Origin of the sequence: Herbaspirillum sp. WKF16, from assembly GCF_028993615.1 — a bacterium.
GTDB lineage: Bacteria > Pseudomonadota > Gammaproteobacteria > Burkholderiales > Burkholderiaceae_D > Herbaspirillum.
In genome coordinates this window covers 2,326,052-2,340,087 of record NZ_CP118632.1, presented here as the reverse complement: position 1 = coordinate 2,340,087, position 14,036 = coordinate 2,326,052, and the positions used below count along the sequence as shown (strand labels likewise).

The 14,036-nt window shown below is 68.0% G+C and carries 15 protein-coding genes; 7 read left to right on the top strand and 8 right to left on the bottom strand.

Annotated elements, in window-relative coordinates:
* The first annotated feature begins 18 nt into the window (after positions 1 to 18).
* Complete coding sequence (locus tag Herbaro_RS10695) at positions 19 to 585, top strand: DUF1439 domain-containing protein (protein ID WP_275013802.1); 567 nt, start codon at positions 19 to 21, stop codon at positions 583 to 585.
* 12 nt (positions 586 to 597) lie between these two features.
* On the opposite strand, the gene ldcA is transcribed toward Herbaro_RS10695, so the two are convergent.
* The 4 genes from ldcA to queE all read right to left on the bottom strand — a co-directional run bounded on the left by ldcA (position 598) and on the right by queE (position 3,334).
* Positions 598 to 1,638: a muramoyltetrapeptide carboxypeptidase gene (gene ldcA, locus Herbaro_RS10690; RefSeq protein WP_275013801.1), complete on the bottom strand. Its 1,041-nt coding sequence runs from the start codon at positions 1,636 to 1,638 to the stop codon at positions 598 to 600.
* Positions 1,635 to 2,168 carry a tRNA adenosine(34) deaminase TadA gene (gene tadA, locus Herbaro_RS10685; protein WP_275013800.1) on the bottom strand — a complete coding sequence of 178 codons (534 nt, stop codon included), beginning with the start codon at positions 2,166 to 2,168 and terminating at the stop codon, positions 1,635 to 1,637. The genes ldcA and tadA overlap by 4 nt, the downstream gene beginning before the upstream one ends.
* Positions 2,169 to 2,173: 5 nt before the next feature.
* Positions 2,174 to 2,620: a 6-carboxytetrahydropterin synthase QueD gene (gene queD / locus Herbaro_RS10680; protein WP_275013799.1), complete on the bottom strand. Its 447-nt coding sequence runs from the start codon at positions 2,618 to 2,620 to the stop codon at positions 2,174 to 2,176.
* A gap of 78 nt (positions 2,621 to 2,698) precedes the next feature.
* Complete coding sequence (gene queE, locus Herbaro_RS10675; RefSeq protein WP_275013798.1) at positions 2,699 to 3,334, bottom strand: 7-carboxy-7-deazaguanine synthase; 636 nt, start codon at positions 3,332 to 3,334, stop codon at positions 2,699 to 2,701.
* 257 nt (positions 3,335 to 3,591) lie between these two features.
* On the opposite strand from queE, the gene Herbaro_RS10670 reads away from it, so the two are divergent.
* From Herbaro_RS10670 to Herbaro_RS10650, 5 genes are all read left to right on the top strand, one after another.
* Positions 3,592 to 4,164, top strand: a complete 573-nt coding sequence (locus tag Herbaro_RS10670; RefSeq protein WP_275013797.1) for a TetR/AcrR family transcriptional regulator — start codon at positions 3,592 to 3,594, stop codon at positions 4,162 to 4,164.
* 122 nt (positions 4,165 to 4,286) lie between these two features.
* Positions 4,287 to 5,150, top strand: a complete 864-nt coding sequence (locus tag Herbaro_RS10665; protein WP_275013796.1) for an oxidoreductase — start codon at positions 4,287 to 4,289, stop codon at positions 5,148 to 5,150.
* A gap of 45 nt (positions 5,151 to 5,195) precedes the next feature.
* Positions 5,196 to 5,915 carry a Rossmann-fold NAD(P)-binding domain-containing protein gene (locus tag Herbaro_RS10660; RefSeq protein WP_275013795.1) on the top strand — a complete coding sequence of 240 codons (720 nt, stop codon included), beginning with the start codon at positions 5,196 to 5,198 and terminating at the stop codon, positions 5,913 to 5,915.
* Positions 5,916 to 6,062: 147 nt separating this feature from the next.
* Positions 6,063 to 6,638: a TetR/AcrR family transcriptional regulator gene (locus tag Herbaro_RS10655; RefSeq protein ID WP_275013794.1), complete on the top strand. Its 576-nt coding sequence runs from the start codon at positions 6,063 to 6,065 to the stop codon at positions 6,636 to 6,638.
* A 143-nt stretch (positions 6,639 to 6,781) separates the two neighbouring features.
* Complete coding sequence (locus tag Herbaro_RS10650; protein ID WP_275013793.1) at positions 6,782 to 8,020, top strand: MFS transporter; 1,239 nt, start codon at positions 6,782 to 6,784, stop codon at positions 8,018 to 8,020.
* A 15-nt stretch (positions 8,021 to 8,035) separates the two neighbouring features.
* Here Herbaro_RS10650 and Herbaro_RS10645 read toward each other — a convergent pair whose 3' ends face one another.
* The 4 genes from Herbaro_RS10645 to Herbaro_RS10630 all read right to left on the bottom strand — a co-directional run bounded on the left by Herbaro_RS10645 (position 8,036) and on the right by Herbaro_RS10630 (position 13,053).
* Positions 8,036 to 8,941: a DUF72 domain-containing protein gene (locus Herbaro_RS10645; RefSeq protein WP_275013792.1), complete on the bottom strand. Its 906-nt coding sequence runs from the start codon at positions 8,939 to 8,941 to the stop codon at positions 8,036 to 8,038.
* 65 nt (positions 8,942 to 9,006) lie between these two features.
* The gene (locus Herbaro_RS10640; RefSeq protein ID WP_275013791.1) at positions 9,007 to 11,412 is read right to left on the bottom strand and encodes a TonB-dependent siderophore receptor; all 2,406 of its coding nucleotides are present in this window, start codon (positions 11,410 to 11,412) and stop codon (positions 9,007 to 9,009) included.
* 68 nt (positions 11,413 to 11,480) lie between these two features.
* A complete protein-coding gene (locus Herbaro_RS10635; protein WP_275013790.1) occupies positions 11,481 to 12,515 on the bottom strand; it encodes a FecR family protein in 1,035 nt (344 codons plus the stop codon).
* Between the two features lies 1 nt (position 12,516).
* Positions 12,517 to 13,053: a sigma-70 family RNA polymerase sigma factor gene (locus tag Herbaro_RS10630; protein WP_275013789.1), complete on the bottom strand. Its 537-nt coding sequence runs from the start codon at positions 13,051 to 13,053 to the stop codon at positions 12,517 to 12,519.
* 230 nt (positions 13,054 to 13,283) lie between these two features.
* Between Herbaro_RS10630 and Herbaro_RS10625 the strand changes: the two genes are divergently transcribed.
* Positions 13,284 to 14,030 carry an SDR family oxidoreductase gene (locus tag Herbaro_RS10625; RefSeq protein ID WP_275013788.1) on the top strand — a complete coding sequence of 249 codons (747 nt, stop codon included), beginning with the start codon at positions 13,284 to 13,286 and terminating at the stop codon, positions 14,028 to 14,030.
* The last annotated feature ends 6 nt before the right edge of the window (positions 14,031 to 14,036 follow it).

Here is a 14,036-nt window from a genome sequence, read left to right as displayed (position 1 = left end):
CAGCCACGACAGGAAGACATGACACCTACCAAGAAACTGGCCAGCGCCGCGCTGCTGGCGCTGGCGCTGGACATGGCGCCCGGCGCCCATGCGGCCTACAACCTCTGGACCAACGAATACAGCCTGTCGAAACAGGAATTGGAAGCCGCGATCGCGCCGCAGTTTCCGCGCAAGTTGCGCTACATGGAGATTTTCGATGTCACGCTGAGCAATCCGCGCATCGGCATGGATCCCGAGCGCAACCGCCTGACCACCGTGGTCGATGCGCAGATCGCCAACCAGTTGCTGCTGGCGCGGCCGGTCAACGCGGCCCTGACCATGAGCAGCGGCTTCAAGTACGACGCCGCCACGCGCTCCCTGCGGCTGGACGCGCCCAAGGTGGACAATGTCGATTCCAAGGACCTGCCGCCGCAGTACGCCCAGCAATTGACCGCCCTGGGCAATGCCGCCGCCGACCAGTTGCTGCGCGAGTACGCGGTCTATACCTTCAAGCCCGAGCAGCTGGAAATGAACGGCAAGCGCTTCGAACCGGGCAAGATCACCGTTGAAAAGGATGCGGTGAAGGTCGAGATCAAGGAGCAGTGAGCCAGGGCGCGGTCAATCCCTGCGCAGGCGCAGGGTCGGGTAGTCCGACAGCGCCAGCGTGAAGCCCTCGGCGCCGCGCGAATCGAGTACGGCATGCGCGCCCACCGGCAGCGTCACCAGGTCGCGCACGTGGCCGAACGGCAGGCCGGTGACGATCGGTGTGCCGATGCGGCCGCGCAGGAAGGCCAGCATCTCGCCGAAGTTGTAGCCGTTGTCGATCTCGGCCAGCCGGTAGCTGGCGAAGTCGCCCAGCACGATGGCCTTCTGCCGCGCCAGGATGCCGGCATGCTCCAGCTGGAGCATCATGCGCTCGACCCGGAACGGATGTTCGTTGACGTCTTCCAGGAACAGGATGCCGCCCTCCACCTGCGGCAACCACGGGCTGCCGACCAGGTGCGCCACCATCGCCAGGTTGCCGCCCCAGAGCCGGCCTTCGCAGCGCAGCGCGGGGCTGTCGGCGTCGGTCAGGCGGTCGCCGCAGCGCGGGTCCAGGGATTCGCGGCCGTCGTCCTCGCTGGGATGATGCTGGTGCACGCTCGTGCGCGGCGAGGCCAGCGTGCCCCAGAACGCATGCAGGGCAGCCCAGTTCGGCTCGGCGGCGCCGAAGTCGCCGTTGAGCATGGGGCCGGCGAAGCTGGCGCAGCCGGCCTGCAGCAGCGCCAGGTGCAAGGCCGTGATGTCGCTGTAGCCGACGAACAGCTTGCCGCTGGCGGCCAACTTGCCCATGTCCAGCATCGGCAGGATGCGCGAGACGCCATACGAGCCGCGCAGCGCCAGCACCACCTCCACCTCGGGATCGGCGGCCGCCTGCATCAGTTGCGCGGCGCGCGCCTCGTCGCTGGCGCCGAAGCGCTGGAAGCGCTCCTCGTGGCGATAGAAATTCTTGACCCCGCAACCCAGCGCCTCCAGCAGCGCCACGCCGCGCTCGACCGCCGAAGGGTCGGGCGCGTAGCCGCCCGGGGCCACTACGGCCACGCAGGTCCCCGCCGGCACCAGCGCCTTCACGCCGGCCGGCGTCGTGTCCTTGTCTGCCTGGGTTGCCGCTAGCGTCATGCTGTCCCGCCTTCCTGGTTATCGTCCTGCAGCGCCGCGCGCTGCCGCTTCACCTGCTCGCGCCGCATGGCGAAAAAGTCCTTGAGCAGCTGGCCGCACTCTTCGGCCATCACGCCGCCCAGCAGTTGCGTGTGGTGGTTCAGCTGCTCCTGTTCGAACAGGTTCACCACCGAGCCGCAGGCGCCGGTCTTGGGATCGGCCGCGCCGTAGACCACCCGCGCCAGGCGCGCGTGCATCATGGCGCCGGAACACATCACGCAGGGTTCCAGCGTCACGTAAAGTTCGCAGCCCGGCAAGCGGTAATTGCCCAGCTTCTCGGCCGCGCGGCGCAGCGCCATGATCTCGGCGTGCGCGGTCGGATCGTGCCGGCCGATGGGCTGGTTGAAGCCGGCGGCGATCACCTCGCCGTCCTTCACCACCACCGCGCCCACCGGGATCTCGCCCAGCGCCCACGCATTGTTGGCCTGCTCCAGCGCCAGGCGCATGTAGCGCAGGTCGGCGGCGCCCGTGGTCTCGATGGCCTCGCTCATGGGCATCAGTCGGCGCTGACTTCGGCCCAGCAGTTGGGCGTTTCGTGCAGCACGATCTTTTGCAGGTGCAGGCCGGTGCCGTAGCGGTCCTTGTAGGCGGCCTTCAGGATGTCGAAGGCTTCGCGCGCCAGGTTTTCCACGGTCGGGATGCTGCCGATCACCACCGTCTTGTGGCCCGGCAGGCTGGCCAGGAAGTCGCGCACCGGCGTGTCCTTTTCATAGACCAGGAAGGCGTGATCCCAGACGTCGACCAGGTGCTCCTTGGCCAGCGCCTTGATGTCGGAGAAATCCATGATCATGCCGTTGTCGGAATTGCCCTCGATGTCGATGACCGCGCCGGTCAGCGTGATCTCCAGCGTGTAGCGGTGGCCGTGCAGGTTGCGGCACTGGCTCTTGTGGTCCGGAATGCGGTGGCCGGCGTCGAATTCGAGTTTGCGGGTGATGGTCAGCATGAATCTGTATGTTCTGTGGAAGCCGGCCCCGGGTGCGCGGGCCGGCGATAAGGAATTGTAATCAAACGCGCCGGGCGCTCAGGGAATATTGAGCAGCTTGTGGGTCTGGATGCTCAGTTTCCACTTCGGATTGTTCTTGACCATCTCGATGGCCAGCCTGGTGTTGGCGGCGGCATCCGGGCCGTCCATCGGCTGCAGCAGGAAATTCTGGAACTCCAGTTGCTCGTACTCCTCCAGCGGCTGGCCGGCCTGCGGCACCACCACCTTGAGCTCACTGCCCTTCTTCACCTTCAGCTCCGAACCCATCTTGGGGCTGACGCAGATCCAGTCCACCCCGGCCGGCACCTCGATGGTGCCGTTGGTCTCGATGGCGATCTCGAAGCCGGCCGCATGCATGGCCTCGATCAGCGGGCCGTCCAGCTGCAGCAGCGGCTCGCCGCCGGTAAACACCACGTACTTGCTGGGCGCGTAGCTGGCCGGCCACAGGCTGTCGATCACCGCGGCCAGCTCGGCGCCCGACTTGAACTTGCCGCCGTTCTCGCCGTCGGTGCCGACGAAGTCGGTGTCGCAGAACCGGCAGACGGCGCGGCTGCGGTCTTCCTCGCGGCCGGTCCACAGGTTGCAGCCGGAAAAGCGGCAAAACACCGCCGGGCGGCCGGCGTGGGCGCCCTCGCCTTGCAAGGTATAGAAGATCTCTTTGATGCTGTAGGTCACGATGTCGATGCGGGGATGCCGCGCGTAGAGCGTTGAAGCGGATGCTGCCAGGGGAATGCTCGCTAACTGCCTGATATTTCGGGGGAATTTCCCCGACGGCCGAGGGCGGCATTATAGCCGTTCGGGCGCCAGGCCGCACCCGCCGGGCCGCCTGGCAAGCATGGCGGCGTTCATCCCTGCAACAAAACAAGACTTGAAATTCCCTGGCATCGCCCATAAAATGAGTGCGTACTCATTCATTTTATTGAAAGCACCGCATGGCCCGCCCCAAGAGCGAAGACAAACGCAACGCCATCCTGGCCGCCGCCGTCAAGGTGATGGCCGAGCTCGGCGCGGGCGCCCCGACGTCGAAGATCGCGCGCGAGGCCGGCATCGCCGAGGGCACGCTGTTCACTTACTTCGCCACCAAGGACGAGCTGTTGAACCAGCTCTACCTGGAAGTGAAGGCCACGCTGCACGAGGCCATGATGCAAGGTTTCCCCCACGGCGCGGCGCTGCGCGAACGGGTGCGCCACGTATGGCATGCCTACGTGCACTGGGGCGCGCAGGATGTGGCGCGGCGCCGCGTCATGCAACAGCTGACGGTCTCGGCGGCGATCCTGCCGGCCACCCGGGCCAAGGGGGCCGAGGCCTTCTGCCAGATCAGCGAACTGATCGCCGAAAGCGTGTCGGTGGGCATGCTGCGCGACCAGTCGCCGGATTTCGCCGGTGCCATCATGAGCTCGCTGGCGGACATGACGATCGACTTCATGCTGCGCCAGCCGGAGCAGCAGGAAAATTATTGCGAGGCAGGCTTCATCGCCTTCTGGAACGCCATCGGCGGCAAATAGGGCCAGCACAGAAGCAGTGAGAAAAAGCGGGGAGGAAGCGAATTTTTCCGCTCTCATTCACACCAATAAATGAGTGATTACACACTCAAATACATATTCAACATCAACCGAAAGGAAACATCATGTCCCAACAAGTCTGGTTCATCACAGGCGGCGCCAACGGCCTCGGCCGCGACATCACCGAAACCGCCCTGGCGGCCGGCCACCAGGTGGTCGCCGCGGCGCGCACGCCGGCGCAGCTGGACGAGCTGGCGCAGCGCCATCCCGGCCGCTTGCTGCCGGTGGCGCTGGACGTCACCGATCGCGCCGCCATCGGCGCGGCCGTCGCCCAGGCGATCGACGTCTTCGGCCGCATCGACGTGCTGGTCAACAACGCCGGCTACGGCCAGATGCTGCCCTTCGAGCAGATGGAAGACAGCGATTTCCGCGCCCAGATCGACACCAACCTCTACGGCGTGGTCGATGTTACCCGCGCCGTGTTGCCCTTCATGCGCGAGCGCCGCAGCGGCCACATCATCAACGTCTCCTCGGTGGGCGGCCGCATCGGCGTGCCCGGCATGAGCGCCTACCAGGCGGCCAAGTGGGCGGTGGGCGGCTTCACCGAAGTGCTGGCGATGGAAACCGCGCCGCTGGGCATCAAGGTCACCGCGATCGAACCGGGCGGCATGCGCACCAACTGGGCCCAGCGCGCCCGCGGCGACATGCCGGCGGTGATGCCGGATTACGAGGAGTCGGTCGGCGCCTGGATGAAGCAGCTGGGCCAGATCGCCGGCCAGGAGCACAGCGATCCGGCGCGCGTGGCGCAAGTGGTGCTCAAGCTGGCCCGCCATCCGGCGCCGCCGATGCACCTGATGCTGGGCGAGGACGCCCTGCACTACTTCAGCATGGTCGAGCAACAGCGTGTGGACACGGCCGAGCGCTGGAAGCCGGTCACAGTGTCCACCGGATATTCTGAACAGCCGGTGCCGGAACTGCCGGCGCAGTGAGCCGACCGCGACAACCCTTGCGATGAAAAACGGAAAGGAAACACGATGAAAGTGCTGATCTTCGGCGCCAGCGGCATGGTCGGGCTGGGCGTGCTGCGCGAATGCCTGGTGGCGGCCGACGTCACCCAGGTGACCACGGTGGGCCGCAGCGCGGCCGACACCAGCCTGTTCCGCCGCGACCGCGAGGACGCCGGCTTCAACCGCGCGGTGGCCGGCAAGCTGCGCCAGCTGGCGCATGCCGACATGTTCGACTACGCCGCCATCGAATCGCAGCTGGCCGGCTACGACGCCTGCTTCTTCTGCCTGGGCGTGTCGTCGCTGGGCATGCCGGAAGCCGAGTACGCGCGCATCACCTACGACCTGACCCTGGCTGCCGCGCGCACCTTGCGACGCTTGAATCCGACGATGGCCTTCGTCTACGTCTCCGGCGCCGGCACCGACAGCAGCGAGCAAGGTCGCAGCATGTGGGCGCGGGTCAAGGGCCGCACCGAGAACGCGCTGCTGGCCATGGGCTTCGCCGGCGCCTTCATGTTTCGCCCGGGCGCCATGATCGCCATGCACGGCGCGCGCTCCAAGACGCTTGCCTACCGCCTGCTCTATCCGCTGCTGGGGCCCTTGCTGCCATTGCTGCGCGCGATCTGGCCGGATCGCATCCTGAGCACCGAGATCATCGGGCTGGCCATGCTGGAGGCGGCCCGCCGCGGCGCCGCCAAGGGCGTGCTGGAAAGCCCCGACATCCGGCGGCTGGCGCTGCGCGGGGCCTGAGTCATTCCGCGCCCAAGGCGGCGACCGGATCCGGCCGCGCCGCCTTGCTGGCCGGCATGGGCGGGATTCCCGTGCGCAACGTCCGATCCGGGCAACATCCGCAAACTTCGCCTTGAATTTTAAGACGACTGGTCATATTATCCTTGCATGAGCAAACCCAACACCCGCGACCAGATCTTCGACGCCGCCCTCAAGCTGCTGTCGGAGCGCAGCTTCAACGCCTGCAGCGTGCAGGACATCACCACCGAGGCCGGCGTGCCCAAGGGCTCGTTCTACAACCATTTCGAGAGCAAGGAAGCGCTGGCCGCCGAGATCGTCACCCACTACGGCGTGCTCGGCAAATGGCGCGAGATGCTGCTGGACGACGCCATCCCGCCGCTGGAGCGCCTGCGGCGCTATTTCACGATCGTCAACGGCAAGATGGCCGAAAGCGGTTATCAGCATGGCTGCATGGTGGGCAACATGAGCGCCGAGCTGGCCGAGCAAAGCCCGGTGATCCGCGCCCAGCTGGGCGAGGTCTACGAACGCTGGACCGACAAGCTGGAATACGCGGTGGCCGCCGGCCAGAAGCTGGGCCAGATTCCCGGCAAGACCAGCGCCCGGGTGTTGGCCAGCTTCCTGCTCAATGCCTGGGAAGGCACCATCCTGCGGGTGCGCGTGGAACGCAGCAGCGTGCCCTTCGAGCAGTTCATGGACCTGGCGTTCAACAAGATCCTGGCCTGAGGCGATCCTCCGGCCGCAGCAGCAAGGCATTTCGCAGCAAGCCGCCTGAAGCGCGACATTTCAGGCGGCGTTTTTTTAAACCATTTTAAGACGACCGGTCATATCAGACCGCAACCGCATACTCCAAGGACAAGGATTCCGCCATGAACACCGCAGATACCCCCGCTCCCAGCCCTGCCGCTCCCGCCGCAGCCGTGGGCGCCGCCCCGCTCTACTGGATGGCACTGGGCACCTTCGCCATCGGCACCGAAGGCTTCATGATCGCCGGCATGCTGCCCACGGTCGCCGGCGACCTGCACGTCAGCCCGGCCATCGCCGGCCAGCTGGTGGTGGCGTTCACCGCCGCCTATGCCATCAGCTCGCCGATCCTGACCGCCCTCACCGGTGCGCTCAATCGCCGCCTGCTGCTGATCGCCACCATGGGCCTGTTCGCCCTGGCCAACCTCCTGGCCTGGCGCGCGCCGGGCTATGAAGCGCTGCTGCTGGCGCGCATCGTGCTGGCGATGGCGGCGGGCCTGTACGTGCCCAACGCGATGGCGCTGGCCGGCGCCTTAGTGGCGCCCGACAAGCGCGGCGGCGCGCTGGCCATCGTCAGCGGCGGCCTGACCGTCGCCGTGGCGCTGGGCGCGCCGCTGGGCGTGCTGATCGCCGACCGCCTCGACTGGCGCATGACCTTCGCCGGCGTCGCCGTCCTGTCGGCGCTGGCCATGCTGGGGCTCATGCGCGGCCTGCCGCGCGGCATCGGCGACCACCTGCCGGTGGCCAGCCTGCGCGAGCGCATCAATGCCGCGCGCAACGGCCGCGTGCTGCACGGCTTGCTGACCACGCTGCTGTGGGCCACCGGCGCCTACACCATGTACACCTACTTCGCGATCTACCTCAATGAAGTGGCCGAGGTGCGCGGCGCGCATGTGGGCTACGGTTTGCTGCTGTGGGGCGTGTCGGCCGCGGTTGGCGTGATGGCCGGCGGCAAGCTGTCGGACCGCCTGGGATTTGCGCGCGTCTCGGGGCCGTCGCTGATGTTCATGATGCTGTCCTTCCTGGCGCTGGCGGCCATCGCCTACACGCTCTCGCCGGGCTATGCATTGCTGCCGGTGTACCTGGCCATGATCGTCTGGGGCGTGTCGGCCTGGGCCTTCCACCCGGCGCAGCAGGCGCGCCTGATGAACATCGCCGGCGTGAAGCTGGCCTCGATCGTGCTGTCGCTCAACGCTTCGTTCATGTACCTGGGATTCTCGCTGGGCGCGGCCGTCGGCGCGCTGACGGTGGCTACCGGTTCGGTGCGCGAAGTGGGATTGGTGGCGGCCGCCTTCGTGGCCGGCGCCCTGCTCCTGCTGCGCGGCGCGATCCGCCGGGAAGCGGCATCCCCCGCCGCGGCCTGATGGCCGGCCGGCGCCCTATTCCGGCAACCGGCCCGGCGCCAGCAGGTCCAGCTTCAAGCCCAGCCGTTCGATCAGGCGGCGGGCGTCGAACGGCGCCTTCACCTTGATGTCGTTGTCGAAATAGCAGTAGACGTCGCGCCCGGCCCTCCCGGGCGGCGCGACATCCGAGATGCGCGGCCCTTCCCGGGGCTGTCCTCCCGCCGCCCACGCGGCGATGCGCGCGGCCCATGCGTCGATGGCCTCATCGCTGTAGCCGCTCTCATAGAGGCGCTTGTCGCCATGCAGGCGCAGGTACATGAAATCGGCGGTGACGTCCTCCTGGTAGGGCCATTTCTTCGGCGCATCCGCCACCACCAGCGCCACCTTGTATTTGCGCAGCAGCCTGATGAAGGACTCATCCACGAAGCTGGCGTTGCGGATCTCCATTGCGTGGCGCAGCTTGCGCTTCTTGTCGATCTCCAGCTGCACCCGGCCCTTCATGCGCGGCTCGTGCCGCCCGGCCAGCGCCTGCGCGGCCTCGGTGTCGTGCGGCAGCAGGCTCAGGAAATGCTCCAGCGCCTGCGGCTCATAGGCGAAGCTGGGCGGAAATTGCCAGAGGAAGGGACCGAGCTTCTCCTTCAGGTTGAACACCCCCGAGGCAAACACGTTGGCCAGCGAGCCGTCGATCTCGTTCAAGCGCAGCGTGTGGGTGATGTAGCGGTTGCCCTTGTGGCTGAAGACGAAGCCGGGCGGCGTGGCGTCGTACCAGCTGGCGTAGCTTTCCGGCCGTTGCAGCGCATAGAAGGAGCCGTTGAGCTCGATGCTCGGCAAGGCGCGCGAAGCGTACCAGAGCTCATCGGCCTGGCGCAGCCCCTCGGGATAGAAGCCGCCGCGCCAGGGCGGGTAGCGCCAGCCTGAAATGCCGATCAGGATCTTGCCCATGTCCAGCCCTCCGGGTTCGTGTCGGAACCGGTGTGACCGGCCGCAGCCGCATTAGTGCCGGCTTCTCAGAAGCCGTAGCGCGCCGTCAGCACGACATTGCGCTCGGCGCCGCGGTACCAGCTGCCGTAGCCGTGCCCGGCGTAATAGCGGCGGTCGAACAGGTTGGCGGCGCTCACCGAGAACTTCCACGGACCGGTCTCATAGCGGATGGCCGCGTCGGCCAGCGTATAGCCGGGCTGTGCGCTGGTGTTGGCGGCGTCGTCCCAATTCCTGCCGATGTAGCGCAGCCCGCCGCCCACCGACAGGCCCGGCAGCCAGGCGTCGGCCGCGTAGTCGAGCCACAGCGAGGCGCTGCGCTGCGGCGTGAGCATCGGAGTGCGGCCGACCTCGGAGGGATCGGCGCCGGCCTGCACCTTGATGTCGAGGGCGGTGAAGCCGGCGGTCATCTTCAGCCTGCGCGTCAACGCCGCCTTGGCTTCCAGCTCCAGCCCGCGCGAGCGCACGCGGCCGATCTGGCGCGCCTCGAAGGTGTCCGGGTCGTAGCTGACCACGGCGGTCTTGGTCAGGTCGAACAGCGCCGCCGCGAACGACACCGAACCGTCGGCCGGCATGTACTTCAGCCCCACTTCGTTCTGGCGCGCGCGGCTGGGCGTGAAGGCGCGCCCGGCGGCATCCGCGCCGATGTTGGGAAGGAAGGATTCGGAATGGCTCACATAGGGCGACCAGCCGCCGCCGAGCAGGTAGTTGATCCCGATGCGCCCGCTGAAGGCTTCATCCTTCTGGGTCGTGCGGACGGCATTGAAGCGGTCGTCGTTGTCGGACTTGACGTGGTCGTAGCGGCCGCCGATGGTGAGCCGCCAGGCTTGGCCGAACGCCACCTGGTCCTGCGCGTAGGCACCCAGTTGGGTGCTGGTCAAGCGCAGGTTGGCGGCCGGCGTCTGCGGCTCGGGGATAAGCACGCCGTAGACCGGGTTGTTCATGTCCAGGCTGGGCGCGGCGCCGGTGTTGCGCCACCAGTTGGCGCGGGAACGGTTGTAGTCGACCCCGAACAGCAGTCGATGGCGCGTCGCCCCCAGTCCGATCTCGCCCGACAGCGAGGTGTCGACCGCGAGGTCGTTGACCGACTCGACGTCGTGCCGCGCCTGGCGCAACAGCGTGACCTCGTCGGTATCGAGGGACGACTGGATGTGATGCTTGTCCATGCTGCGGTAGGCATAGCGCGCCTTCTGGCTCAGCGTCCAGCCGCCGTCGAGCAGGTGCTCGAACTGGTAGCCGAAGGCGTCGGTGTCGGTCTTGATGCGGCTGTAGCCAGGATCGCCCTCCTTGACTGCAGTGGGCAGACCGTTGGCGCCGGTGACGAACTGCACGTCGTCGGAGGCGTCATCGCGCAGCATCTCGGCCTGCAGCACCAGCGAGGTCTGCGGCGAGATCTGCCAGCGCAGCGAGGGCGCCAGGTATTGCCGCTTGCGCTTCATGCGCTCGCCGCCGGGGTAGCGCTCCTGGGTGCCGGTATCGAGATCCAGGCCGACCACGCGAAACAGCAGCTTGCCATCCTCGTCGATCTTGCCGCCGACGTCGGCCGCCACCTGGCGCCGGTCGAAGCTGCCCAGCTGCAGCGCGATCTCGCGCGGCGCATCGGCCGACGGCAGCTTGCTGACGCGGTTGACCACGCCGCCGGCGTCGCCCTTGCCGAACATCACGGAAGACGGCCCGCGCAGCACCTCGATGCGTTCCAGGCCATACACCTCGGTCTGCACGCCCAGGAAGGTCACGCCGACGTTCTGGATCAGGCCGTCGCGGTAGCTGCCGGTGTACCAGCTGTCGAAACCGCGCAGCGTGACCCAGTCCGGCGCGCGGGCATCGAAGCCGTAGGGGTTCACCATCACCCCTGGCGTCTGCGCCAGGATGTCGGTGAGCGTGGTGGCGCCCTTGTCTTCCACTTCCTGCGCAGTGATCACCGACACCGATTGCGGCACCTCCAGCAGGGGCGTATCGGTCTTGGTGGCGGTCGCGCTGCGGCGCGCCACATAGCTGCCGGCGGCCTCCGCCAGGGCGTCCGCGCTCACCCGCACCTCGGGCAATGGCGCGTCGCCGCCGGCCGGCACTGCGGACTGGGGGCGCAGCACATAACCTGCCGGCGTGCGCGCGACGGTGTGGCCGCTGCCCTTGAGCAGGCTGCCGAATCCCTCCTCGACGGTATAGCTGCCCTTGAGCCCCGGCGACTGCAACCCCTTGAGGCTGGCCGCATCCATCACGATCGACACCCGCGCCTGCTGCGCGAAGCGGTTCAGGGCATCGGCCAGCGCGCCGGCGGGAATGTCGTAGGACGCCACCTGGCGCTCGGCGCGCTGGTTCTGCGCCTGGGCGGCGGGCAGGACGGCGGCGCAGGCCAGCCAGCCGAGGCAGGCGGCGCGCACCGCGCGGGAAAGCGGACGAGAAAGCGGATGAGAATGAAGCGTGAAATCGGACATGGCGGCGGTTCCTTTGGTTTGCTCTTGCCTGCTTGACGGATGACTTCGCCAAACCGGAACCGCCCGCGCTAATTTTTTTCAGCCGGCTTGCCGCCGGGCGCATCGACCCACACCAGCCACGATGAGAAGCTCCGGATGCGCAATCCGGGGAAATTGTTTTTCAGCAATTGCAGCGCGCGGTCGGTGTCATCCAGCGGCAGCACCGCCGACACGCGGATGCCCTCGATCTGCGCGCGATCGTAGCGGATCACGCCGGGCCGGTTGCGCGCCAGCTGGTCCAGCACCTCGCCCAGCGGCTGGTCGCCCACCACCAGTTGCCGGTAGCGCCAGGCGTCCTCGATGCCCGCGGCGTCCACCGCCTCGACCGCGCCCACGCCGGCGGCGGTGATGCGCACACGCTGCCCGGCGCCGACGGTGACGCCGCCGTCGGACGCGTCGGCCACGCCGCGCACGCGCACCTTGGACTCCAGCATCGACAAGGTGGTCACGGCGGCGGCCTCCTGCACCACGAAGCGCGTTCCCAGCGCACGGATGCTGCCCTGCGCGGTCTCGACCAGGAACGGGCGCGCCGCATCCCGGGCGACCTGCACCAGGATCTCGCCGCGCAGCAGTTGCACGGCGCGGCGCCGGGCGTCGTAACGCAAGTTGACGGCGCTGCCGCCCTGCAAGGTGATGCGGGTGCCGTCTTCCAGCGTGTGGGTCTGCCAGGCGCCGTCGGCGGTACGCAGGTCCGCCATCAGCAACGCCGGCGGATAAGCCTGCAGCACCGAGTATGCCGGCACCCCCATCGCCAGCGCCAGGCACAGCGCGGCCACCGCGCGCCGCACCCGGTTGCCGCCGCGCTTGGGACGGGCGGCCTCCAGCGCCATGCGCGCCGCGCGGCCGTCGTCGTCGCCCGGCTGGCGCGCCTGTTCGAACTGCGCCAGGAAGCGCTCCATGCCGGCGGCGGCGCGGGCATGGCGCGGGTCGGCCTGCTTCCAGGCGGCAAAGGCCTCGGCCGCGCGGCGGCGTTCGACGGCCGTGCCGGCGCCCAGGCGCACCAGCCATTCGGCGGCCTGCCGTTCCAGCGATTCGGTGTCGGACTGTCCGTGCGCCTGGTTCATTTCAGCTTGCCGCTCCGTCCAGCGCCGGGCAGGCGTGGCGGCAATGCAGCAGCGCCTTGACCAGGTGCTTGTGCACCATCCGCGCCGACACGCCCAGCGCCGCCGCCACCTCGGCCTGCGACATGCCTTCGAGGTAATGCAGCAGGAAGGCCTCGCGCGGCTTCCCGGGCAGGCCCTCCAGCGCGGCGCCGATCTGCTGCAAGGCCTGCACCGCCAGCAAGATCTCTTCCGGCGAGGGATAACCCGGCAGGCGGTCGGCCAGCGCCGCCAGTTCGGCCAGGTAGGCCTGTTCGATGTTCTGGCGGCGCGCCTGGTCGATCAGCAAGCGCTTGGCAGTGGTGGTCAGGAAGGCGCGCGGCTCGCGCATGCCCAGCAAGGCATCGCGCGAGGCGACGATGCGCAGGAAGGTATCGTGCGCGACATCGGCCGCATGGTGGCCGCAGCCCAGCTTCTTGCGCAACCAGCCGTGCAGCCACCCATGGTGGCTGCGATAGAGCGAACTCAGTTGCTGCTGCAAGGCCGATTCTGCACCGGGCATGGCTGCTCCCTGCCGGCGTTGCGGGACGCCGATCGTTATAGTCGTCGATGGATGGAAATGCGAATTATTTTCAATTGTAAGCCCGGATCGCCCCCGCCGACAACCGCCGCCCGAAATGCAGGAATAGGCTGAAATGGCGGAACCCCGTGCATGTTCGCGGCAGCCGGCGCTTCCTATCATGCCTGCATCGCCGCCACATCCGGCGCGGCGCATGACAAAGGAGCAATGCCATGACTACCCCCACCGCGACTTCCCCCAAGGTCATCCTCGTCACCGGCGCCAGCAGCGGTATCGGCCTGGCGGCCGCCCGCCTGCTGGCCGCGCGCGGCCACGCGCTGATGATAGGCGCGCGCCGCACCGAACGCCTCGAACAGCTGGCCGCCGGGATCCGCGCCGCCGGCGGCACGGTCGAGCCGCGCGCGCTGGACGTGACCGACATGGCCGACGTCCAGGCCTTCGCCGACGCGGCCGTCGCCCGCTTCGGCCGCGTCGACGTGATCGTCAACAACGCCGGCGTGATGCCGCTCTCGCCCCTGGCCGCGCTCAAGCTCGATGAGTGGAACCGCATGATCGACGTCAACATCCGCGGCGTGCTGCACGGCATCGCCGCCGTGCTGCCGCGCATGCGCGAGCAAGGACACGGCCAGGTGATCAACGTCTCCTCGATCGGCGGCCTGGCGGTCTCGCCCACCGCCGCCGTCTACTGCGCCACCAAGTTCGCGGTGCGCGCAATCTCCGACGGCCTGCGCCAGGAGAACGACAAGATCCGCGTCACCAGCATCTGCCCGGGCGTGGTCGAGTCGGAACTGGCCGACACCATCACCGACGAGGCGACCCAGGCCCTGATGCGCGACTACCGTCGCATCGCGCTGGACGGCGAGGCCATCGCGCGCGCCATCGCCTACGCGGTGGAGCAGCCGGACGAGGTCGACGTCAACGAGATCGTGGTGCGGCCGACCGCGACCGTGGGACGCTGAACGGCG

Bases quoted from the DNA above. Each gene is read 5' to 3' on its own strand.
- Herbaro_RS10670 (WP_275013797.1), top strand. From the start codon at position 3,592: ATGGCCCGCCCCAAGAGCGAAGACAAACGCAACGCCATCCTGGCCGCC.
- Herbaro_RS10660 (WP_275013795.1), top strand. From the start codon at position 5,196: ATGAAAGTGCTGATCTTCGGCGCCAGCGGCATGGTCGGGCTGGGCGTG.
- Herbaro_RS10635 (WP_275013790.1), bottom strand. From the start codon at position 12,515: ATGAACCAGGCGCACGGACAGTCCGACACCGAATCGCTGGAACGGCAG.
- queD (WP_275013799.1), bottom strand. From the start codon at position 2,620: ATGCTGACCATCACCCGCAAACTCGAATTCGACGCCGGCCACCGCATT.
- Herbaro_RS10640 (WP_275013791.1), bottom strand. From the start codon at position 11,412: ATGTCCGATTTCACGCTTCATTCTCATCCGCTTTCTCGTCCGCTTTCC.
- tadA (WP_275013800.1), bottom strand. From the start codon at position 2,168: ATGAGCGAGGCCATCGAGACCACGGGCGCCGCCGACCTGCGCTACATG.
- Herbaro_RS10625 (WP_275013788.1), top strand. From the start codon at position 13,284: ATGACTACCCCCACCGCGACTTCCCCCAAGGTCATCCTCGTCACCGGC.
- Herbaro_RS10695 (WP_275013802.1), top strand. From the start codon at position 19: ATGACACCTACCAAGAAACTGGCCAGCGCCGCGCTGCTGGCGCTGGCG.
- Herbaro_RS10655 (WP_275013794.1), top strand. From the start codon at position 6,063: ATGAGCAAACCCAACACCCGCGACCAGATCTTCGACGCCGCCCTCAAG.
- Herbaro_RS10665 (WP_275013796.1), top strand. From the start codon at position 4,287: ATGTCCCAACAAGTCTGGTTCATCACAGGCGGCGCCAACGGCCTCGGC.
- Herbaro_RS10645 (WP_275013792.1), bottom strand. From the start codon at position 8,941: ATGGGCAAGATCCTGATCGGCATTTCAGGCTGGCGCTACCCGCCCTGG.
- Herbaro_RS10650 (WP_275013793.1), top strand. From the start codon at position 6,782: ATGAACACCGCAGATACCCCCGCTCCCAGCCCTGCCGCTCCCGCCGCA.
- Herbaro_RS10630 (WP_275013789.1), bottom strand. From the start codon at position 13,053: ATGCCCGGTGCAGAATCGGCCTTGCAGCAGCAACTGAGTTCGCTCTAT.
- ldcA (WP_275013801.1), bottom strand. From the start codon at position 1,638: ATGACGCTAGCGGCAACCCAGGCAGACAAGGACACGACGCCGGCCGGC.